We start from the raw sequence: 20,823 nt of genomic DNA, 5'->3' as shown, positions 1-20,823 counted from the left end.
ATGCCGCCCGCGCCACCAGACAACACCGAACCCCATTTTGCAATTGCGTACGAAGACAGAACCAGGAGCTCCAACATGTCCATCGAAATGATCGAAGCCGAAACATTCAACCAGGGCACGCAGATCAAGGTGATCGGCGTGGGCGGCGGCGGCAGCAACGCCGTCGAACACATGATCGCCCGCAGTGTGCAGGGCGTGGAATTCGTCTGTGCCAACACCGATGCGCAGGCCCTCACGCGCAGCTCCGCGCACAGCGTGATCCAGCTCGGCGCCAGCGGCCTGGGCGCCGGCAGCAAGCCCGACAAGGGCCGTGACGCAGCCGAAGCCGCAGCCGAGGACATCCGCGCGGCCATCGACGGCGCGCACATGCTGTTCATCACCGCCGGCATGGGCGGCGGCACGGGCACGGGCGCGGCACCGGTGATCGCGCGCATCGCCAAGGAAATGGGCATCCTCACCGTGGGCGTGGTCACCAAGCCCTTCGACTGGGAGGGCGGGCGCCGCATGACCAACGCCGACAACGGCCTGGCCGAACTCGAAGCCAACGTCGATTCGCTGATCGTCGTGCTCAACGAGAAGCTGCTGGAAGTGCTGGGCGATGACATCACCCAGGACGAAGCCTTCGCGCACGCCAACGACGTGCTCAAGAACGCCGTGGGCGGCATCGCCGAAATCATCAACGAGTACGGCCAGGTGAACGTCGACTTCGAAGACGTGCGCACCGTGATGGGCGAGCCCGGCAAGGCCATGATGGGCACGGCCACGGCCAGCGGCCCAGACCGCGCCCGCATCGCTGCCGAGCAGGCCATCGCCTGCCCGCTGCTCGAAGGCATCGACCTGTCGGGCGCCAAGGGTGTGCTGGTGCTGGTCACGGCCAGCAAGGGCAGCCTGAAGCTGTCCGAGTCGCGCCTGGCGATGAACACCATCAACGCCTACGCGTCCAAGGATGCGCATGTCATCTTCGGTGCTGCCTATGACGACACCCTGGGTGATGAAATCCGCGTGACCGTGGTCGCCACCGGCCTGTCGCGCCAGAACGCCCGCCGCCAGCCGATCTCGGTGGTGCAGGGTGGGCTGCGCACCGGTACCGACAACATGGCCTACCAGATCCCCGTGGCAGGCGTTGCCGGTGCGATGGGCAATGCCATGGGCGTGCCCTCGGGCCAGACCGGCCATGGCGGCGGCGGCAGCTCGCAGGCCGACTACGGCAGCATGTCGGTGCCCAGCGTGTGGCGCACCAACCGCACGCAGGCCGCCGCCCGCGTGGACGCGCTGTCCTCGGGTGGCATGGACGACCTGGAAATCCCGGCCTTCCTGCGCAAGCAGGCGGACTGACCGTCCGGCGGGCCATTGCGGCCCACGCCTGCCAAAGGGGCCCTGGGCCCCTTTTTTCATGGGCGGTGCCAGAGGGGTATCAGTTGTCCATTGCGCGTCGCGCCACCTGAGGTCTATGAAACTGGCGCCGCCAAGGCCAGTGCCCCCGCGCAAGGGCCGCCCCGCCGCGCTGGGGGCGTCCCGCTCCCAGATTGCGAAGCAATATGAGAGAGGGGTGAAGGCGCGAAGCGACTCAGGGGGTGTGGCACTTCATGCCGCCGCGAGGGCGGGTGCATCCAGCGGCAAGGACAGACACACTGCGGTACCACCGCTGTCTTCCAGGCGCAGCGCCAGCGCCGCGCCGATCAGCCCCGCCCGTTCGTGCATGGTGCGCAGGCCATTGCCGCAGGCGCCATCCTGCCTGCCCACGCCGTCGTCGCGCAGGTGGATGGTGATGGCCTGGTCGTCGGCGCGGGCGGTCAGTGCCAGCTGCCGCGCGCGGGCGTGCTGCAGCACGTTGGAGATGGCCTCGAACACGATGTACTGCAGGTGGCGCATGGCCTCCTCGCTGCTGCCGGGCCACAGGGGCAGCAGCGCCACGTCCCACAGCAGCTCCAGACCCGAATCGCGGATGCGCTGCTCCAGGCGGAAGCGCAGGCTGGCCAGCAGTGCGTTGACGTCGCCGTTGGGCAAGGACATCGCGTCCACCGACAGGCGCAGCTGGTCCAGCGACTCGCGCAGGGTCTGCATCACCTGGGCCTGCGATGCCACCCCGCCTTCGAGCTGGCGCATGGCCGTGATCAGGTGGGCACCCGCGCCATCGTGCATGTCGCGCAGGATGCGTGCGCGCTCTTCGGACTTGGCGCTGATGCGCTCGAGCTTGCGCAGCGCCTGGTGCTGCTCGGCCAGCTTCTCCTCGCGCTGCAGAACGCGCTGCTCCAGCGACGCCGTGAGGTCGATCAACGCATTGCGCGCCTGCTGAAAGCGTTGCCCCACGATGGCCAGCACGGCCACGCCAGCGAAGGCGGCCGCCCATTGCGTCCAGCCGCCATCCATGTACTGCGCAGGCGCCAGGCGTGCCCCCGCGATATCGCGCACCAGGGCCGCCCAGCAGACGCACAGGGCCGCCAGCATCCACAGCCGCGGGCTGTCGTGGGTATGCCGGCATTCCCAGCCCAGGCGCAGGATCAGTGCGGCCCAGGCCAGGACCAGCACCACGGTCCAGCCCAGCACCCAGTCGGCGCCGCCGGCCACGGCAAAGGGGCACAGCACGAAGATCGCTGACGCGGCATACAGCTCTGCCCGTGGGCGGGGCCCCCACACGGTGCGCGTGAGCCAGTAGGTGGCAAGGCAGCCGGTCCAGAACAGGCCCTGCACGGCCTGGAACCAGGCGGGCCAGGCCAGAAAGATCTCCTCCAGCCAGGCGGCGGTGACGCGGCAGGCCCATGCCAGTTCGCACAGCGCCGCAAACGCATACAGCGCCTGGCGCTGCTGCCACCACAGCAGCAGGCAGAAGATGCCCACCACCAGGCTGAATAGCGAGACCGCGCGCGGCAGCGTCACGCGCTGCCATTCCAGCGCGTGCCAGTTGCCCTGCAGCGCCGCCTCCGGCCCGAACTGCACGGGCGAGATGCCGGCGCGCCGCAGATAGTCCGCACGGATGTGGATCTCCAGCACGTTGTGCGCCTGCAGCAGCGAGCCCGGCAGCCGGATCCACAGCGGGCGCCGGCCGCTCCAGCCGTCGTTGGGACGCAGCAATTCTCCGCCGGTGGCCAGTTCCATGCCGTTGAGCGAGATGCGGTAGGCATTGCCCAGCCGGGGGATCAGCAGGGCCTGGGGCTGCAGCCGCTGGGCATCCGTGGCGTCGAAGCGCAGCGTGGCGGTGGCCCAACCCGCCTTGCGCCGGTGCAGCACGTCCCAGTGCAGCGGAAGGGTATGGGCCGTCGTGGTCGGGATGGCGCTCTGGCGCAGGCGCAGCGTCAGCTCGGCGTCGCGCAGCACCTGCACGCCCGGGGGCGGCGCAGCGTCCTGCGCCAGCGCCGGCAGAACCTGCAGGCCCCAAAGGAGCAGCCCGCACAGCAGATGGCCGATGAACGACTCGGGCAGGCCCAGGGTGCGCAGCATGGCTGGTGAACTGTCAGGGAGCGCGACGGTGGCGGTCCAGCAGGCCCATGCGGCTGGCCTCGAAGACTGCCTCGCCGCGCGAGTGCACGGCCAGCTTGCTGTACAGGTTCTTGATGTGGCTTTGCACCGTGTGCTTGGAGATGTCCTGCAGGCGCGCGATCTCGGCGTACGAGTAGCCGCGCGCGATCAGCTCCAGCACGTCCGACTCGCGCGGCGTGAGTTCCAGGCTGGGCATTGCCGGGTCCACGGTATGGGGCTGGGGTTCCTCGCGCGCGCCCCGCTGGCGGAGCCGGGCCAGCAGCTTGCGCGCGATCATGGGGGAGATGGGCGATTCGCCGTGCTTCACCCCGACGATGATCCGGCCCACGTCCGCCGGGGTCGAGTCCTTCTGGATGTAGCCCACGGCACCGGCTTCCACGCAGGCGATCACGGTGTCCTCGTCGCCGAAGACCGACACCACCAGCACCTCGCACGCCGGCTGCGTGCGCACCACGTGCTGCAGCAGCGCCAGGCCATGGCCATCGGGCAGTGCCAGGTCGGTCAGCAGCACGTCGGCAGGGTGCTCATCCAGCCAGCGGCGCGCAGGCGCCAGCATGCCGAAGGAAGCGGCCAGCTCCAGGTCGGGGTGGGCGGTGACGCAGCCTTCGAAGAATCTGCGCATCTCGGCGTCGTCCTCGATCAGTACGACGCGCCAGCGGGGTGTGCTCATGGAGGGCGGGGTGGGGGAGGGCTGCAGGGTGGGTGTCGCTGCATCTTAGCGCCCGCCCGCCCTGTGGCATCCCATGTTCGCGGCGCCGCTCCTCCCATGTTCATGGGGTGCGGGCCAAGCGCCCGGAACCTACGATTTTCCCGGTGCTGCAGGAGCCTCAGGGCCTCGGCAGGGGGGCAGGTCGAGACCGCAAAAAAGTTTTCTGCCCCCTGCATCCAAACGCTGCACCGCGCCGTTCCACAAGCAGGACGCCATGTGGCGCCCTTCAACCGGACCTACCGAGATACAGGAACCAACATGAAACAGCTCAAGTACTTCGCACCCGCAATGCTCCTGGGCCTGGCCACGCTGACCGCGCAGGCGCAGCCCGTCTTCCAGCAGGGCGTGCTCACCGATGCCGCCGGCCGCACGGTCTACACCTTCGACAAGGACGCTGCTGGCAAGAGCAACTGCAGCGGCGGCTGCCTGACTGCTTGGCCGGCCTTTGCCGCCAAGGCCGGTGCCAAGGCCGAGGGCGACTTCGGCGTCATCGAGGCCGGTGGTGCGCGCCAGTGGAGCTTCAAGGGCAAGCCCCTGTACTACTACGCCAGCGATGCCAAGGCCGGCGACCGCCTGGGCGACGGCATGGGTGGCACATGGCACGTGGTGCCCAAGCCCTGAACCGATCGCACCCAAGGCCCCTCACCGATTGCATTCCCCCATTTCCTGAAGGACACCACCATGAAGTTCTCTTCCATCGCCATCGCCTGCCTCACCCTGGCCGGTGCCGCCGTTTCCACCTCCGCCTGGGCCGACAAGGCCTCCCTGCTGCGCGCCACCGGCAACGTGCCCGAGCGCGCCGAATGCCCGGCCAACACCGAGGTCAACCGCAGCGGCGGCGTGCTCAAGTGCAGCGTGACCCTGGTGTTCGAGCGCGGCTCGATCTGCCCGCCCGCCAACAAACCCAACTACGTCGCCATCCAGATGGCGGGCAGCGACAAGTGCCTGCCTGCAGTGGCGGGCGACGTGATCAGCGTGCCTTCGGCCATGAACCCGGTGGCCGGGCCGCCCAAGCTCAAGGGCCAGTCGGGTCTGCCCGGCGACATCATGGGCTACCTGACTGCCGTCGGCCCGGCCGCGCTGCTCGGGCCTGACGAAGGGCGCTACCAGCGCGTCGTCAACGCCGGCGGTGCCGACAAATTCGTGGCCGAGAAGATCGTTCACCTGTGGCCCGCGAGCTACCCCGTGCACTACACCCTGGGCAAGAACCCGGCCAACGGCGTCAGCTGCCCCAATGGCTACAACGACGTTACCGGCCGCAGCCAGGACAGCCTGGGCTGCGAAAAGATCGAAAAGAAAAGGCCCATGTGCCAGAACGTCAACGGCATTGGCTGGCGCCTGGAGGTCAAGCGCGGTGAAGACCGCTGCCAGGGCCCCACCGAAGGCCCGACCAAGCCCGAGGGCGAGCACGCCGGCCCCGGCAACGACTGGCACCTGGACACCGACGCCGCCGGCAACGAGGACCGCTGGGTGCGCGTGTCCTACACCCGCCCCGTAGGCCGCTGACTTTTCGCACCGGCCCGCGCTGTGCGTGCACCGGCTTGGGTGCGCATCGCGGGCTGGCCTGTGCACGCCCATCCCCTTTGCCGAGATTGCCATGACCTTCAACCACTCCCCTGTGCACCTTGCACGCCGTGCAGCTGCTCCGGCCGCTGTACTGGCCCTGGCGGCGGCTCTGGCCGGCTGTGCCGGTGCACCCGACCGTGCCGCTCTCAACGAGGTGCGTGCCCAGGCCAACCCCACGGACAAGGCGCAGCGCACCATCACCAACTTCACGCCCGCGCTGCGCTGCATGGACGAGATGATGTTCGACATGGGCACGCGCGACGTGACCATGATGATGGAAGAGTTCCGCGACGCCACGCAGAAGGTGCCCATCTCGGCGCGCGACATGCTGACCTCGGCCGTGTCGGACATGACGCGGCGCTCACGCGGCGTGCGCCTGTCGGTCTTCGGCAGCGACCAGCAGAATCTGGCCCAGGTGCTGGCACAGGCGCAGCGCACCAGCGCCTTCGGTGTGGTGCCGGCCTACAACATCCGCGGCACGGTGAGCCAGCTCGACGAATCGGTGCTCAAGAACGGCAGCTCCTTTGGCGCCACGCTCGCCCAATCGGTGTTCGGCGTGCGCTTCGGCAGCGAGACCAAGTTTTCTGTGCTGGGCCTGGACGCCGCCGTGGTGGAGACCGCGAGCATGACGCTGCTGCCCGGCGTGTCGTCCAAGAACACCACCGTGCTGGCCAGCCGCGACGCCAGCGCGGCCGATGGCCAGGCGCAACTGGTCAACCCCGGCATCGGCGTGGTGTTCTCGTTCTCGACCTCGCGCGCCGATGGCCCCTCGCAGGCGGCGCGCAACATGGTCGAGCTGGCCGCCGTGGAACTGGTGGGCAAGCTGCTGCGCGCGCCCTACTGGCAGTGCCTGGGCACCACCGACAGCGATGCCGAGGTGCAGCGCGAGCTGGCCGATTGGTTCCTGTCCATGGACGAGGCCGAACGCATCGCCTTCTACAAGGAGCGCATGCGCGAGCGGCGCTACTACGACGGCGCCATCGACGACCAGGCCGACGCCGCCTTTGCCACGGCGCTGCGCAGCTACCGCCAGGCGCTCGGCCTGCCTGCCCAGGGCGCATTGGACGAGGGGTTCTTTCGCTCCTTCGTGCTCGCCAAGGTGCCACGCGGCCCGCTGAAGGCGCTGCCGCGCAATGCCTCCACGCGCGCATCGGGCGCCGCGTTGGCCGCCGTGCCCGCCGCAGCACCAGCGCCCGGCGACACCAGCGCAGCGGCGGCCCCGCCACCGCCTGCACCCGTTGCGGCGCCCGAGGTTGCGGCACTTGCCGTGGCGCTGGGGGCACCGCAGCGCGGCAGCGCCAGCCTGGACATCGCGGTGCTGCGCCCCGGCTATGTGTACTGCTACTCGCAGGACCCCGTGACGCGGCGCATCCAGCGCATTTTCCCCAACCGCTTCACGCGCGATCCACGCATGGTGCCGGGCAAGCCGCAGCGCCTGCCGGGCAACGAGCGCTTCGTGCTCAACCCCGCGGCCGAATACGCCTGCCTGCACGCGCCGAGCGAGGTCTATGGCGACCTGCCGCCGCCGCTGCGCTGGGGTGATTTCGAGGACATCCGCGTAGGCACGTTCGACGAGATCCGTGCCGGTTTCGCACAGGCTTCGGGCATGCCTGTGCAACTGTTCGCGGTGCCACGATGACGGCCGCTGCATTGACCGCCGATGAGCTGCCCGACGCCGTGGCGCAGCTGCTGTCGCGCGTGGTGCTGCGCGACACATCGGCCTTCCAGCGCCTGTACCAGTTGGTGGCCAGCCGCCTGCTGGCGGTGGCCGTGCGCGTGGTGCAGGATCGGGCCCTGGCCGAAGACGTGCTGCAGGAGGTCTTCGTGCACCTGTGGAACCGGCCGCAGACCGGTGCAACCGGGCAGGCGCTGAGCCTGTCGTGGCTGTGCGTGGTCACGCGCAACCGCGCCATCGACGCATTGCGCAAGCGCCGTCCCGAAACGCCGCTGCACTGGCGCGATGCCGATGGCGAGGAACAGGTGCACGATGCTGCAGCCGAAGGCGGCTCGCCACTGGAGCTGTTGCTGGCCGAGGAGGATGGCTCGCGCCTGGGGCGCTGCATGGGCCAGATCGACAGCGAGCCGCGCAGCGCGCTGCTGCTGGTCTACTACGAAGGGCTCACCCATGCCGAGCTGGCACAGCGCCTGGCCCGCCCCCTGGGCACGGTCAAGGCCTGGATGCGCCGCAGCCTGGCGCGCCTGCGCGACTGCATGGAGTCCTGCGCATGACATGGCACCAGAACCCCGGGCTTGTGGACCTGCTGGCAGGCGAGTACGCCCTGGGCACGCTGCAGGGCGGCGCCCGCCGCCGCTTCGAGAAGCTGCTCGCGCGGCGGCCCGACCTGGCCGAAGCCGTGGCGCGCTGGAACGAGCGCATGGCGCCCGCGCTGCTGGCCCTGCCACCCCAGGCGCCGGCACCCGCCACCTGGCGCGCCATCGAGCAGCGCCTGGGGTTTCCTGCCCCTGGGGTGCGGGTGCCGTGGTGGAAACGCTTGCTGCAGCCAGCCCCGGCGGGCGCCTTGGCGCTGGGCCTGATGGTGGGGGTGCTGCTGCCGTCGCTCTGGCAGGCCCAGCACGGCGGGCAGGATGCCCCTGCCTCCACCCAACTGCCCGAAAGCTATGTAGGCGTGCTGGGGCTGGCGGATGGACGCCCAGGGCTCATCGTCTCCAGCCTGCGGCAGGGGCACACGGTAGACATCAAGCGCCTCGCGGCCGTGCCCGTGCCGGCCGGCCAGGTGCTGTACCTGTGGTCCCTGGATGCGGCGGGCAAGGCCAGCCCCGTGGCGCCGCTGCCGCAAGGGGCGTTCGTGCACCTGCAACTGGGCGCCCCGTCCGAAACCGTGTTTGCCAAGGCAGTGGAGCTGGCGGTGAGCCTGGAGCGAGAGGGCAGCAGCCCCACAACGCCCTCCAGTGCCTATGTGTACCGGGGCCTTTGCGGGAAACTGTGGCGGGTGCCGTAAGGCCTTGCCATGGTCTTGCGGCGAGCAGGGACGGGCCCACCCTTTTACAATGCGGGAATGCTCCAGCAACGCACCCTCAAGACCTTGACCCGCGCCGTCGGCGTGGGGCTGCACAGCGGCCAGAGGGTCGAGCTGACCCTGCGGCCTGCGCAGCCCGACACCGGCATCGTGTTTCGCCGGGTCGATCTGCCCCAGCCCGTGGACATCCCGATCCGTGCCGATGCCGTGACGGACACGCGCCTGGCCTCCACCATCGGGGTCGGCAGTGCCAAGGTGCACACCGTGGAGCACCTCATGTCGGCGTGCGCCGGGCTGGGGCTCGATAACCTCTACGTGGACATCACGGCCGAAGAGGTGCCCATCCTCGACGGCTCGTCGTCGTCCTTCGTCTTCCTCTTGCAAAGCGCGGGCATCGAACTGCAGAAAGCCCCCAAGCGCTTCATCCGTGTGAAGCGCCCGGTGGAGGTGCGCGAGGGCAGCGGTGCCCAGGCCAAGTGGGCGCGCCTCGTGCCCTACCATGGCTACAAGCTGAGCTTCGAGATCGATTTCGACCACCCTGCGGTGGACTCCACTGGCCAGCGCGTGGAGTTCGACCTGGGCGAGGGCAACTACAGCCGCGACATCGCACGCGCGCGCACCTTCGGTTTCACGCGCGACGTGGAGATGATGCGCTCCAACGGCCTGGCCCTGGGCGGCGGGCTGGACAACGCCATCGTGATGGACGACTACAAGGTGCTCAACAGCGACGGGCTGCGCTACGACGACGAGTTCGTCAAGCACAAGATCCTCGACGCCATGGGCGATCTGTACATCATCGGCCGGCCCCTGCTGGCGGCCTACAGCGCCTTCCGCTCGGGCCACGCGATGAACAACCTGCTGCTGCGCGAGCTGCTGTCCCAGCCCGATGCCTGGGAAGAGGTCACCTTCGAGGACGAACGCCAGGCACCGCGGGGCTTCGCGCAGCCGGCGCGCGCCTGGTAGGCGCGGGCCTTCATGCTGCTCTTTCGCTGGGCCGTCATGGCGCTGCTGCTGGCAGCGGCCGTATCGTTCGCGTTCTACGCGGGCACCGGACAGGCGCACTACAAGCGCTGGGGGCTGGTGGTGCTCAAGTGGACCGTCATCGCCGCCGTGTTCTTCTTTGCCGTGGTGATCATCGGGCGCATATGAAGCCACGGGGCAGGCCGGTATCGATATACTGGCACCTGCTCCGGGGTGTGCGAAAGCGCTGAGATGCATGGGGCCTGACCAACAATCAGGCTGCCTGCGAACCCGACGAACTTGATCCGGTTCATACCGGCGGAAGAAGAGCCGACCTCCATGCCCGTGCGCGCCCCTGCTGGCCCGCAGGGTGTGCCGCACATGCGCCCTGGCGCATGCGCGGGGCGCAGGTCCATTCCGGAGCAATTCCCTTTGCCACCGGAACTGGAGACCCGCCCCATGAATGCACCCGATCCCCTCGCCCGCGAAAAATTCGCCGAACTGCTGGCCGCCACGCGCGAGCCGTTCCCGGCCTCGCGCAAGGCCTACCTGCCAGGCCACCTGCATGCCGACCTGCGCGTGCCCGTGCGCGACATCGCGCTGACCAATGGCGAACAGGTCAGCGTCTACGACACCTCGGGCCCCTACACGGACCCCGACGCGGTGATCGACGTGCGCCGCGGCCTGGCCAGCGTGCGCGGCGGCTGGATCGCCGGCCGGGGCGACGTGGAGCACTACGAGGGCCGCGCTCCGCTGGCGCTCGACGATGGCAGCAAGAGCGAGGACGCCGTGCGCCTGGCCCAGTTGCGCGCCGAAGCGGCTGCGCTGCAGCGCCAACCCCTGCGCGCGCGCAGCGGTGCCAACGTGACGCAGATGCACTACGCCAGAAAGGGCATCGTCACCCCCGAGATGGAGTACGTGGCCATCCGCGAGAACGGCAAGCGCGAGTGGATGGCGCAGTACCAGGCCGACGCCGGCCGTGAGCGCCGCCTGGCCGGCAACCCCATGGGTGCGAGCATTCCGCGGGTCATCACGCCCGAGTTCGTGCGCGACGAGGTGGCGCGCGGGCGCGCCATCATCCCGGCCAACATCAACCACCCCGAGGTGGAACCGATGGCCATCGGGCGCAACTTCCTGGTCAAGATCAATGCCAACATCGGCAACTCGGCCGTCACTTCCAGCATCGAGGAAGAGGTCGAAAAACTCGTCTGGGCGATCCGCTGGGGCGCCGACAACGTGATGGACCTGTCCACCGGCAAGAACATCCACACCACGCGCGACTGGATCGTGCGCAACAGCCCGGTGCCCATCGGCACCGTGCCCATCTACCAGGCGCTGGAGAAAGTCGGCGGCGTGGCCGAGGACCTGACCTGGGCGATCTTCCGCGACACGCTGATCGAGCAGGCCGAGCAGGGCGTGGATTACTTCACCATCCATGCCGGCGTGCGCCTGGCCTACATCCACCTCACGGCGGCGCGGCGCACGGGCATCGTCTCGCGCGGCGGCTCCATCATGGCCAAGTGGTGCATGGCGCACCACCGCGAGAGCTTCCTGTACGAGCATTTCGAGGACATCTGCGACATCATGAAGGCCTACGACGTGTCCTTCAGCCTGGGCGACGGCCTGCGCCCCGGCTGCGCCTCGGACGCCAACGACGAGGCCCAGTTCGCCGAACTGCACACGCTGGGCGAGCTCACCCAGGTGGCCTGGAAGCACGACGTGCAGACCATGATCGAGGGCCCCGGCCACGTGCCCATGCACATGATCCAGGCCAACATGACCGAGCAGCTCCAAACCTGCCATGAGGCGCCGTTCTACACCCTGGGCCCGCTGACCATCGACATCGCCCCCGGCTATGACCACATCGCCTCGGCCATCGGCGCGGCCATGATCGGCTGGATGGGCACGGCCATGCTGTGCTACGTGACGCCCAAGGAGCACCTGGGCCTGCCCGACCGCGACGACGTCAAGCAGGGCATCATCGCCTACAAGATCGCCGCGCACGCCGCTGACGTGGCCAAGGGCCATCCGGGCGCCCGGGCGCGCGACGATGCGCTCAGCCAGGCGCGCTTCGACTTCCGCTGGCAGGACCAGTTCAACCTGGGCCTGGACCCCGAGACGGCCAGGGAATACCACGATGAGACGCTGCCCAAGGACAGCGCCAAGGTGGCGCACTTCTGCTCCATGTGCGGGCCCAAGTTCTGCTCGATGAAGATCACGCAGGAAGTGCGCGAATTCGCGGCGCAGAAAGGCTTGGCCGACAGCGAGGCGCTGGCCACCGGCATGGAGGCCAAGGCTGTGGAGTTCCAGCGCGGCGGCGGTGAACTGTATGTGCCCATCCACCCGGTGAAATAAGCACGGCTACTGCCCTCGCAGTTTGGCTGCTCGGGGCAGGGGGGAGGTACATACCCTCTGGGGCGGAGTCTGTATGGGCGCATACAGTCGCGCCCACACCCGCACCATAGGTACAGCAAGATCTATGGCACCAAATTTGCTATGCTGTAGTTGTCAATAAATGTAAGGAAGAGCGATGAACCTGCTCAGCCGTCTTTCCATCCGCGCACGTCTCTATTTCGGCACGATCTTTTCCCTGGTTCTGCTCGTCGTCATCGGTGCCATGGGCTATCTGGCCCTGGAGCGCACCCGAAGCACCCTGGACCAGCTGTTCTCCCAGCGGGTGCAGACATTGACCGATGTGGCCGAGCTGCGCACCACCCTGGGTGACCTGCGCCGCCTCGAGAAAGACATCATCATCAGCTTCAACAACTCCGTCGAGGTCGCGGCCCTGCGCGAGGGCTGGAAGAAATCGCTCACCGCGCTGAACAAGGGCATGGCCGACGTGCGCCAGGTGCAGTCGGGCGATGCGGCTTTCGTCGAGGCCATCGACAAGTCGCTGGCAGAGGTCAAGGAGTACGAGGCCGGCATCTCGCCCGTGTTCGAACAGATCGAGCGCGCCCAGATCGATGGCGCCGTGGGCGGCGCCTATGCCGACCGCCTCAAGAAGCACATGGAGGCCACGGACAAGCTGCTGTCCGATCTCTCCGTGACGGCACGCACCAAGATGGACGAGGCGCGCGAAGGCGTCAACACCTTGACCACGACCATGTCCGGGCTGATCGGCATCGTGCTGGTGCTTGCGCTGGCCGTGCTCATCCCGCTGACCTTCTTCAGCGTGCGCTCCATCACCCGCTCGATCTCAGAGGCCAGCGCCCTGGCCGAGCGCATCGCCGGCGGTGACCTGTCCCAGGACGTGCAGGTGACCTCGCAGGACGAGGTGGGCCAGCTCGTGGCCTCCATGGCGCGCATGCAGGATGCCCTGCGCGGCCTGGTGCAGCAGGTGCAGGAGGCGGCCAGCAACATCTCCACGGCCAGCACCGAGATCGCCTCGGGCAACCATGACCTGAGCCACCGCACCGAGCAGACTGCGGCCAACCTCGAAGAGGCCGCCTCGTCGATGGAACTGCTCACCAGCACCATCGGCCAGAGTGCCCAGTCCTCGCGCCAGGCCAGCGATTTCGCCTCGTCGGCCGCCGAGGTGGCCGGGCGCGGCGGTGTGGTCGTCTCGCAGGTGGTGACCACCATGGACCAGATCACCACCAGCTCGCGCAAGATCGCCGACATCACCGGTGTCATCGACGGCATTGCCTTCCAGACCAACATCCTGGCGCTCAATGCGGCCGTGGAAGCCGCCCGTGCGGGCGAGCAGGGCCGCGGCTTTGCCGTGGTGGCCAGCGAGGTGCGCAGCCTGGCCCAGCGCTCGGCGGCCGCCGCCAAGGAGATCAAGGGCCTGATCGGTTCCTCGGTGGAGCGTGTCGAAGACGGCTCGCGCCTGGTGAGCCAGGCCGGCGCCACCATGAACGAGATCGTGGGCAGCGTGCGCCGCGTCTCGGACATCATCAGCGAGATCACGGCCTCCTCGGCCGAACAGCGCGACAACGTGGGCCACATCAGCCAGTCGGTGAGCCAGCTGGACAACATGACCCAGCAGAACGCCGCACTGGTCGAGCAGTCGACCGCGGCCTCCGAATCCCTGCGTGAGCAGGCGTTGCAGCTGACCCAGGCCGTGAGCCAGTTCAAACTGCAGTCGGGAGCCAGGGCCGCCAGCCCGGGTGCCGGCGGCAGCATGCCGACCCCCCGCCAGGGCATCCCTGCGCCGGCCCAGCGGCCAGCCGTTCCGGTGCGCGCGCCCAAGCAGGCATTGCAGATCCGCTGACGGTCTGCCAGCGGGTAGAAAACCCCCGGCTGCGCCCAGCAAAAAGCCCCTGTCGCCGGTTGGTGACGGGGGCTTTTTGCTGGGCGCGGGGCGCTTGCGGTGCGAAGGGCTATTAGTCCCGTGTAACGCGCAGCACTTCTTCGCGGCTGGTGATCCCGGCCGCGATCAGGCGCTCGCCGTCTTCGCGCATCAGCGCCATGCCGCCGGCCAGTGCCGCGGTGCGGATATCCGCCTCGGAGGCCTGGTTGTGGATCTGCGCGCGGATGGCATCGTTGGTCACCAGCAACTCGAACAGGCCGGTACGGCCGGTGTAGCCGGTCTGGCTGCAATGCTCGCAGCCGGCCCCCTGGCAGTGGCTGCAGTACTTGCGCACCAGGCGCTGGGCCAGCACGCCCAGCAGCGAGGACGACAGCAGGAAAGGCTCCACGCCCATGTCGGTCAGGCGCGTGACGGCGCTGGCCGCATCGTTGGTGTGCAGCGTGGCCAGCACCAGGTGGCCGGTGAGCGAGGCCTGGATGGCGATCTGCGCGGTCTCGAAGTCGCGGATTTCGCCGATCATGATGATGTCCGGGTCCTGGCGCAGGATGGCGCGCAGGGCCTTGGCGAAGGTCAGCTCGATCTTGCTGTTGACCTGGGTCTGGCCCACGCCGGGCAGTTCGTACTCGATGGGGTCTTCCACCGTCATGATGTTGTTGCGTGTGGCATCGAGCCGCCCCAGGCCTGCGTACAGCGTGGTGGTCTTGCCCGAGCCCGTGGGCCCGGTCACGAGGATGATGCCGTGCGGCTGGGCGATCAGGCCCTCGAAGCGGCGCAGCGTGTCGCCCTGCATGCCCACGGCTTCCAGGCTGAGCTTGCTCTCGCTCTTGTCCAAAAGGCGCAGCACGGCGCGCTCGCCATGGGCGCTGGGAAGGGTGGAGACGCGCACGTCGATGGCACGCGTGCCCAGGCGCAGGCTGATGCGCCCGTCCTGCGGCAGGCGTTTTTCCGAAATGTCCAGGTCGGCCATGATCTTCAGGCGCGAGATCAGGGCCGCATGCAGCGCGCGGTTGGGCTGCACCACCTCGCGCAGCGAGCCGTCGACGCGAAAGCGCACGCTCGAATGCCGCTCGTAGGGCTCGATGTGGATGTCGCTCGCGCCATCGCGCGCCGCCTGCGTGAGCAGGGCGTTGAGCATGCGGATGATGGGCGCGTCGTCGGCCGTTTCCAGCAAATCTTCCACCGCCGGCAGGTCCTGCATCATGCGCGACAGATCGGCGTCGGACTCGACCTCGCTCACTACGGTCGCAGCACTCGATTCGCCCTGGGCATAGGCAGCGCTGATGCGCTGGGCCAGGGCCGGGGCCGCCAGCGATTGCAGGTGGCGGACCTTGTGCTTGCGCATCACTTCCGACAGTGCGGTCACATCGGGTGCAGGGCCGTGCCACAGCACGAGCTGCTGGCCGTCGTCCTCCAGCAGCAGCTGGGAGGTGCGGGCAAAGGCGTAGGGCAGGGGGTGGCGCATGGGTCAGAGCGTCTGGCGGGTCACCGTGGCGGCGGGCGCGAGCTCGCGCACCATCGCGGCAGCGGAGTCGGCCGAAGCAGGGTTGTGGTACGGGCCTACGCGCACGCTGGTGCGGGGGCCCTGGCTGGTGTCGACGATCTGCTCGGAGATAGGCAGTGCTGAATTGCGCAGCTTTGACAGCGATGCCTGCGAGGCGGCATCGTCGCCGAACACGCCGGCACGCACGTAGTAGGTCGGTGCGGTGGCGGCAGCCGCTGCCACCGCAGTGGCTACAGCAGGCGCAGGGGCTTCGCTGATGGGCACGCCCGAAGGCGTCAGCCGGGGCGCTGGCTGCACGGGCGTCACCAGGTCCTGCATGGGGGCTGGCTGCATGCGCGTTGCCGGAGCGCTGCGCTGGGGCAGTTCCGGCAGCACGGGGGCGCCCGATATCGAGCGCAGTGGCAGGCTCGGCGCGGGCTGGGTCACCTGCTGCAGCCCGCGGATCGCGTCGTAGCGGTCCACCATCAGGGCTTCGCTGGTGGCGGCATCGCGCACCACCACGGGGCGCAGGAAGACCATCAGGTTGGTCTTGTTGCGTGTGCGGTTTTCGCTGCGGAACAGGCCACCCACGACGGGCAGGTCGCCCATCACCGGCACCTTGTCCTCGCCCTGTGAGTAGCTGTCTTCCAACAGACCGCCGAGAACGATGATGTTGCCATCGTCCACCACCACATTGGACTCGATGGAGCGCTTGCTCGTCGTGGGGCCGTTCACGTCAGAGAGAGTCGCGCGGTCGATCTTGGAGACCTCCTGGTAGATCGACATCTTCACCGTGCCGTTCTCGCTGATCTGCGGGCGCACCTTGAGCATCAGGCCCACGTCCTTGCGCTCCACCGTGGTGAAGGGGTTCACCGTGTTGCTGCCGCCGGTGTTGGCATACGAGCCGGTCGGGAAGGGCACGTTGTTGCCGATCACGATGCGCGCTTCCTCGTTGTCCAGCGTCATCAGGTTGGGGGTGGACAGCACATTGGCATCACCGCTGTTCTGCAGGAAGTTGGCCAGCGCGCCCAAGTAATACTGGCCATTGATGCGCGGTGCAAGAGCCAGGTTCAGGCCCTTGCTCAGCGTGCTGGCGGCAGAGGTGATGGCGCTTGTGCTTCCGCTTGCGAGTGCTCCCGTGAGATTCAGGATATTGGCGCCTCCACCCTGGACGGAATTGGTGCCGATGACGCCAACGGTGCCATCGCCCTGCTTGCCCAAAACCCCTTGCCACTGGATTCCGAACTCCGCCAGCTTGGTAGCTGAGACCTCCACGATCATGCTTTCCACCAGCACCTGGGCGCGGCGGCCGTCGAGCTTGTCGATCACGGCACGCAATTGGCGGAACAGGGGCTCGGGTGCGGTGATGATCAGCGAGTTGGTGGTCGGGTCGGCCTGGATCAGGCCGCCGGTGGAGGGCTGGTTGCTGTTGGCGCTGCCCATGCCCGAGCCGGCACCCATGCCGGAGCTGCTGCCCAGCCCGCCGAGGCTGCTGTTGGAGTTGCCGCTCAAGCCTCCGCTGTTGCTGCCCCCGCCCGACAGCGAAGGGGAAGAAGACGCGCCGCCGGAAGAAATCGCCGGCGTGCTGGCGCCCGCGCCGCCCGTGGCGTTGCCGCCCATGCTGGCCATGGCCGCGCGCAGGGTGGTGGCCAGCTTGGTCGCATCGGCGTTCTTGAGGTAGACCACATGGATGTTGCCCATGGAGGCGCTGCTGCCCGGCACCGGGGGCTGGTCGAGCTTGTCCACGAGCGCACGCACCATGGCCACCCGCGCGGGGTTGGCGGCACGCAGGATCAGCGAATTGCTGCGCGGCTCGGCCAGCAGCGTGGTCTTGAACGAGGTGTCCGCCTGGCCCTGGGCGGCGGCGGGTGCGGCGCCGCTGCCGCCATCGATGAGGCGTGCCACCAGCGGCGCCAGGTCAACCGCCAGGGCGTTGCGCAGCGGGATGATCTCCACGTCGCTGGCGTTGGAGACGTCCATCGCCGCGATGATGCGGCCCAGGCGCTGCAGGTTGTCGGCGTAGTCGGTGATCACCAGCGAGTTGTTGCCCGGGTTCACGTTGATGGTGTTGTTGGGGCTGATCAGCGGGCGCAGCACCGGCACCAGGTTGCCCGCGTTCTCGTAGTTGAGCTTGAAGATCTGCGTCATGATCTGCCCGCCGCCGGGTGTGCCGCGCGCCGAGCCCGATTCGCTCACGCCCACGCTGCCGCCCTGCAGCTTGGCATCGGCCTCGGGCACCACCTTGTACAGGCCGGCCGATTCGACCACCGTGAAGCCCTGCAGGCGCAGCGCCGCGAGGAACTGCTGGAACGCCGCCGAGGGCGGCACGGCGCGTTCGGTGATCAGCGTGAGCTGGCCCTTCACGCGCGGATCGACCACCACGTTGCGCCCGGTGATGGTGGCCATGGTGCGCGCCACGGCCTCGATCTCGGCGTTGGCGAAGTTCAGCGTGACGGGTTCGTTGCCGCGCACGCTGCTGGTGCCTGTGCCTACGGCGGTCTGCGCCAGGGCCAGCGGGCTGCTGGTGAGCAGCAGGGCGGCCAGGGTGATCGAGCTGACGGCGAATTGCAGACGCGGCGAAAGGGAGGAGGCGGAAGTCGTCATAGGTCAACCCACGTTGATGAGGGAGCGCGCGCCGTTGCGCCGTCCGATGATGTTCAGAAGATTGGTGAGCGCCGCTTCGCGGTCGGGCGCCGCACTGGCCTCGCCCGCAAAGCGCAGGCGCTGGCCCACCCATTGGCCGGTGCCGCTCAGTTGCAGGTGGCCGCTCAGGGTGGTCAAGGTCAGGATGGGCACCTCGCCGCCCTGCACGGCCAGGCGGTAGCTGCCCATGGGGCGCAGGGTGGACAGGCGCGAGGACATGTCCAGCGCATCGAGCTGCACCTTGCCCTCCAGCACCATGCGGCCGGCCTGCCAGGCGGCCTGCAGCCCCTGGGTCTGCAGCGCCAGCTGGCCTTGCGGCTGCAGCGTGTTCCAGGGCGTGCCCAGGCCCGACAGCAGTGCGGCGGGCCAGCGGCTCTGGCTGTCGCCCACCACCACGCGCAGTTGCGATATGCCCAGCGCCAGTCGGGCCTGCAGTGGCTGCACCGTGCAGCAGGCGGCCTGCACCTGGGCGTGCACGCCGGTGAAGCGGGGGCGCAGCGTCCATTGCAGGCGACCGGGCAGGGCCGTGCGGTCCTGGCTGGCGGTGCCGCCAGTCAGCACCAACTGGGCCGAGCCGTTCCAGACCGTGCCACGCGCTTCCGACAGCAGCAACTGGCCGCCCGTGGCCCGGGCCAGGCCCTGGGCGAGCCATTGCGCGGGGGCGAAGACCACCAGCGCCGGCAGCAGCCCGGCCAATGCGCCGCCCACGGCCCAGCCCCAGGGCGAGCGGGGCACGGCGCCGGTGGCGCGGGAGGGGGAGCGTGGGCTGCGGGCGGGCGACACGGGGCGTTTCGCGGGGCTCACCGCGCAGGCAGGGCCAGCACCAGGGTGCCGTCCCAGCGCGGGGTACCGGGGGCAGGGCCTGCGGGCGCGCTGCCTGGCGTGGGGTTGGCACCCCTGGCCGCAACGGCCCCAGGGATCGGGGGCACCAGCAGGCCTGCGGGCGCCGCACCCGGGGCGGGGGCGGCCATGGCCGGTGGTGAGGCCGGGGCCTGCAGGCCTGGGCGAACGCCGCTCGCCGCAGCGGGGGCCGCAGGTGCGATGGTGCGGGTCAGGCGCGCCTCGATGGGGACGGCCCGGGCATTGCTGCGCGCCAGCGCCAGCCACTGCGCGAGGGCATCTGCGGGCGCTGCCTTCAGGGTGACGGTGGCGCGGTCACCCGCCACATTGAGCTGGGCGGCCGTGCCCATGCGCTCCGTGAGGCCGCTGCGCAGGGCGCCCGTGGCATCGCCCGTGCTGCTGCGGGGCATGGCCTGCAGCTGCTGGGCCTCGGCCTGCAGGCTGCGCATGCGCTGCAGCTGCGCGTCCAGTTCGGCATGGCGCTGGGGGGCGGTTCGCAAGGTCTGCAAGGCCGGGGAAATGGCCACCCACCACACCAGGGCCAGGCCCACGAGGGCGACCGCGCCCAGCACGAAGTTCTGTTCGCGCGGGGCCATGGCCCGCCACTGGGCTTTCAAGGGGGCGAGCTGGCTCATGGGGCGGTCTCCGCACGCAGCACCAGGCTGCCATCGTCCAGGCGGCCGGTATAGCCGGCAGCCCGCAGTCGGGTGGTGATCACGGGTTCCTCTTGGGGGGCGAGCGGCAGGCCGCGCAGGCGCAGTTCGCCGGTGGTGAATTCCAGGCCAGTAGGGATGCGGCCATCGGGCAGCGCGCTGCCGGCCGCGGCCATCATGGGTTCCAGGTCGCGCGCCGAGAAGCTGCCCGAGGCCTGGCGCAGCAGCGCCATCTCGCGCTCCATCTGCTCCAGTGGCGCGATCACCGCCTGCACCTGCGGGAATGCCTGGGTGAAGGTGCTGCGCACGCTGGCCTGTTTGGCGGCCAGGGCCTGCCGTTCCTGCCAGGCCCAGACGTTCAGGCCTGCCAGGTGGGCCAGCACGAGCACCCCCAGCGCCCAGCGCGCTGCACGCCATTGCGGGGCGTACAGCAGGGCGCTCAGGGCGCCACCGGCCTTGCGCAGGGCGCGCGAGCGGCTGTTGCTGGAGAGTTCGAACTGCGCCAGGTCCCAGTCGCTGCGGGCGGCATCCAGGGCACGGGCGCTGGCCGTGTGCAGGCTCACCGGGTGGCCCAGGGCGTGCTCGGCCAGTTCCGCCACGGCCGGGTCGGCGCGCAAAGGTGTGGGTGGTGCGTCGCCCCCGGCAGCGCTGCCCAGGCCCGCCAGTGCCAGCGTGGCCGGTGTCAGGGGCAGTACCGAGATGCCCTGGTCGGGGCCCAGGCCGCACAGGATCAGTTGCGGCTCGTCTGCCGAGCCGATGGCCGACACCTCGGGCACGCCACTGGCCGTGGGGCCGGGCGCGAATTCGGGCACCACGCGGGACACGCGCCGGCCGGCAGCCTCCAGGGCCTGCAGGTGGGCGCGCAGCCAGGCGCGGTCGCACACGGCGACCCATACCGGCACGCCGGCCTGGGCGCCCGGTTGCAGCGCAAAGTGCAGTTGGGCCGGGTCGTCGAGCAGGCGGTCTTCGAGCAGGCCGTCCAGCACCGAGCGCAGGCGCGGTGTCTGCTGGCTGGCACCCAGGGGCAGGCCGGGCGGCAACTGCACTTTCTGCCAGGAGAGCGCCTCTATCGGCACCACGGCCACGACCTCGCCGGGGCGTGCGGTCTCGGGCAACAGGGCCGCCTCGGCCAGCGCATGGCGCTGGGCGGTGTGCCCGTCCGCCGTCAGCGTATAGCCGTACTGGGTCGATAGCCCCGGAGGGGTGGGCGGCAGGGAGAGTATCAGCGTGCTCATGGGCGGGTAGTGCGGGTCATTTTAGGCGGT

Annotated in this window: 17 protein-coding genes and 1 riboswitch; of the genes, 10 read left to right on the top strand and 7 right to left on the bottom strand. The window is 69.2% G+C overall.

Translation table 11 applies throughout. The annotated features are described in order from the left end of the window. Nucleotides 1-75 precede the first annotated feature (75 nt). Nucleotides 76-1,335, top strand: coding sequence for a cell division protein FtsZ (ftsZ, locus tag U5N23_RS25205; RefSeq protein WP_322595431.1), 1,260 nt, complete (start codon nt 76-78; stop codon nt 1,333-1,335). Between the two features lie 249 nt (nt 1,336-1,584). Here ftsZ and U5N23_RS25200 read toward each other — a convergent pair whose 3' ends face one another. Next, nucleotides 1,585-3,438 carry a hypothetical protein gene (locus U5N23_RS25200; RefSeq protein WP_322595430.1) on the bottom strand — a complete coding sequence of 618 codons (1,854 nt, stop codon included), beginning with the start codon at nt 3,436-3,438 and terminating at the stop codon, nt 1,585-1,587. A 13-nt stretch (nt 3,439-3,451) separates the two neighbouring features. Next, nucleotides 3,452-4,147, bottom strand: coding sequence for a response regulator transcription factor (locus tag U5N23_RS25195; protein ID WP_322595429.1), 696 nt, complete (start codon nt 4,145-4,147; stop codon nt 3,452-3,454). A 297-nt stretch (nt 4,148-4,444) separates the two neighbouring features. On the opposite strand from U5N23_RS25195, the gene U5N23_RS25190 reads away from it, so the two are divergent. From U5N23_RS25190 to U5N23_RS25150, 9 genes are all read left to right on the top strand, one after another. Then, entirely contained in the window at nt 4,445-4,807 is a 363-nt protein-coding gene (locus tag U5N23_RS25190; RefSeq protein ID WP_322595428.1) for a hypothetical protein, read from the top strand. 60 nt (nt 4,808-4,867) lie between these two features. Beyond that, nucleotides 4,868-5,692 (top strand): hypothetical protein, encoded by an 825-nt coding sequence (locus U5N23_RS25185; RefSeq protein ID WP_322595427.1) that lies wholly within the window; start codon nt 4,868-4,870, stop codon nt 5,690-5,692. A gap of 91 nt (nt 5,693-5,783) precedes the next feature. Further along, the gene (locus U5N23_RS25180; protein ID WP_322595426.1) at nt 5,784-7,391 is read left to right on the top strand and encodes a DUF4384 domain-containing protein; all 1,608 of its coding nucleotides are present in this window, start codon (nt 5,784-5,786) and stop codon (nt 7,389-7,391) included. After that, a complete protein-coding gene (locus U5N23_RS25175) occupies nt 7,388-7,981 on the top strand; it encodes a sigma-70 family RNA polymerase sigma factor (protein WP_322595425.1) in 594 nt (197 codons plus the stop codon). Before U5N23_RS25180 ends, U5N23_RS25175 begins: the two co-directional genes overlap by 4 nt. Beyond that, nucleotides 7,978-8,712 (top strand): anti-sigma factor domain-containing protein, encoded by a 735-nt coding sequence (locus U5N23_RS25170; protein WP_322595424.1) that lies wholly within the window; start codon nt 7,978-7,980, stop codon nt 8,710-8,712. The genes U5N23_RS25175 and U5N23_RS25170 overlap by 4 nt, the downstream gene beginning before the upstream one ends. 57 nt (nt 8,713-8,769) lie before the next feature. Then, nucleotides 8,770-9,693 (top strand): UDP-3-O-acyl-N-acetylglucosamine deacetylase, encoded by a 924-nt coding sequence (lpxC, locus tag U5N23_RS25165; protein ID WP_322595423.1) that lies wholly within the window; start codon nt 8,770-8,772, stop codon nt 9,691-9,693. 12 nt (nt 9,694-9,705) lie between these two features. After that, on the top strand, nt 9,706-9,879 hold the full coding sequence (locus U5N23_RS25160) for a hypothetical protein (RefSeq protein WP_322595422.1): 174 nt from the start codon (nt 9,706-9,708) through the stop codon (nt 9,877-9,879). Between the two features lie 31 nt (nt 9,880-9,910). Then, nucleotides 9,911-10,034: riboswitch (TPP riboswitch) on the top strand. Between the two features lie 115 nt (nt 10,035-10,149). Continuing rightward, on the top strand, nt 10,150-12,045 hold the full coding sequence (thiC, locus tag U5N23_RS25155; protein ID WP_322595421.1) for a phosphomethylpyrimidine synthase ThiC: 1,896 nt from the start codon (nt 10,150-10,152) through the stop codon (nt 12,043-12,045). Nucleotides 12,046-12,220: 175 nt separating this feature from the next. Next, the gene (locus U5N23_RS25150; RefSeq protein WP_322595420.1) at nt 12,221-13,903 is read left to right on the top strand and encodes a methyl-accepting chemotaxis protein; all 1,683 of its coding nucleotides are present in this window, start codon (nt 12,221-12,223) and stop codon (nt 13,901-13,903) included. Nucleotides 13,904-14,015: 112 nt separating this feature from the next. On the opposite strand, the gene U5N23_RS25145 is transcribed toward U5N23_RS25150, so the two are convergent. From U5N23_RS25145 to gspL, 5 genes are read right to left on the bottom strand one after another with little or no spacing between them, the layout of a single operon-like run. Then, complete coding sequence (locus U5N23_RS25145) at nt 14,016-15,404, bottom strand: GspE/PulE family protein (protein WP_322595419.1); 1,389 nt, start codon at nt 15,402-15,404, stop codon at nt 14,016-14,018. A 3-nt stretch (nt 15,405-15,407) separates the two neighbouring features. After that, the gene (gene gspD / locus U5N23_RS25140) at nt 15,408-18,026 is read right to left on the bottom strand and encodes a type II secretion system secretin GspD (protein ID WP_322595418.1); all 2,619 of its coding nucleotides are present in this window, start codon (nt 18,024-18,026) and stop codon (nt 15,408-15,410) included. 3 nt (nt 18,027-18,029) lie between these two features. After that, nucleotides 18,030-18,869: a type II secretion system protein N gene (gene gspN / locus U5N23_RS25135; protein ID WP_322595417.1), complete on the bottom strand. Its 840-nt coding sequence runs from the start codon at nt 18,867-18,869 to the stop codon at nt 18,030-18,032. Continuing rightward, complete coding sequence (gspM, locus tag U5N23_RS25130) at nt 18,866-19,540, bottom strand: type II secretion system protein GspM (RefSeq protein ID WP_322595416.1); 675 nt, start codon at nt 19,538-19,540, stop codon at nt 18,866-18,868. The genes gspN and gspM overlap by 4 nt, the downstream gene beginning before the upstream one ends. After that, entirely contained in the window at nt 19,537-20,793 is a 1,257-nt protein-coding gene (gene gspL / locus U5N23_RS25125) for a type II secretion system protein GspL (protein WP_322595415.1), read from the bottom strand. The genes gspM and gspL overlap by 4 nt, the downstream gene beginning before the upstream one ends. Between the last annotated feature and the right edge of the window lie 30 nt (nt 20,794-20,823).

The organism is Acidovorax sp. (assembly GCF_034519795.1).
In the GTDB taxonomy this organism is placed as follows: Bacteria; Pseudomonadota; Gammaproteobacteria; order Burkholderiales; family Burkholderiaceae_C; genus Acidovorax.
Note: the sequence above shows the minus strand (reverse complement) of the source record. Positions and strands in the feature narration are given on the sequence as shown.

Bases quoted from the DNA above. Each gene is read 5' to 3' on its own strand.
- gspL (WP_322595415.1), bottom strand. From the start codon at position 20,793: ATGAGCACGCTGATACTCTCCCTGCCGCCCACCCCTCCGGGGCTATCG.
- U5N23_RS25175 (WP_322595425.1), top strand. From the start codon at position 7,388: ATGACGGCCGCTGCATTGACCGCCGATGAGCTGCCCGACGCCGTGGCG.
- thiC (WP_322595421.1), top strand. From the start codon at position 10,150: ATGAATGCACCCGATCCCCTCGCCCGCGAAAAATTCGCCGAACTGCTG.
- U5N23_RS25190 (WP_322595428.1), top strand. From the start codon at position 4,445: ATGAAACAGCTCAAGTACTTCGCACCCGCAATGCTCCTGGGCCTGGCC.
- gspM (WP_322595416.1), bottom strand. From the start codon at position 19,540: ATGAGCCAGCTCGCCCCCTTGAAAGCCCAGTGGCGGGCCATGGCCCCG.
- U5N23_RS25150 (WP_322595420.1), top strand. From the start codon at position 12,221: ATGAACCTGCTCAGCCGTCTTTCCATCCGCGCACGTCTCTATTTCGGC.
- U5N23_RS25170 (WP_322595424.1), top strand. From the start codon at position 7,978: ATGACATGGCACCAGAACCCCGGGCTTGTGGACCTGCTGGCAGGCGAG.
- U5N23_RS25180 (WP_322595426.1), top strand. From the start codon at position 5,784: ATGACCTTCAACCACTCCCCTGTGCACCTTGCACGCCGTGCAGCTGCT.
- U5N23_RS25200 (WP_322595430.1), bottom strand. From the start codon at position 3,438: ATGCTGCGCACCCTGGGCCTGCCCGAGTCGTTCATCGGCCATCTGCTG.
- U5N23_RS25145 (WP_322595419.1), bottom strand. From the start codon at position 15,404: ATGCGCCACCCCCTGCCCTACGCCTTTGCCCGCACCTCCCAGCTGCTG.
- ftsZ (WP_322595431.1), top strand. From the start codon at position 76: ATGTCCATCGAAATGATCGAAGCCGAAACATTCAACCAGGGCACGCAG.
- U5N23_RS25160 (WP_322595422.1), top strand. From the start codon at position 9,706: ATGCTGCTCTTTCGCTGGGCCGTCATGGCGCTGCTGCTGGCAGCGGCC.
- U5N23_RS25195 (WP_322595429.1), bottom strand. From the start codon at position 4,147: ATGAGCACACCCCGCTGGCGCGTCGTACTGATCGAGGACGACGCCGAG.
- lpxC (WP_322595423.1), top strand. From the start codon at position 8,770: ATGCTCCAGCAACGCACCCTCAAGACCTTGACCCGCGCCGTCGGCGTG.
- U5N23_RS25185 (WP_322595427.1), top strand. From the start codon at position 4,868: ATGAAGTTCTCTTCCATCGCCATCGCCTGCCTCACCCTGGCCGGTGCC.
- gspD (WP_322595418.1), bottom strand. From the start codon at position 18,026: ATGACGACTTCCGCCTCCTCCCTTTCGCCGCGTCTGCAATTCGCCGTC.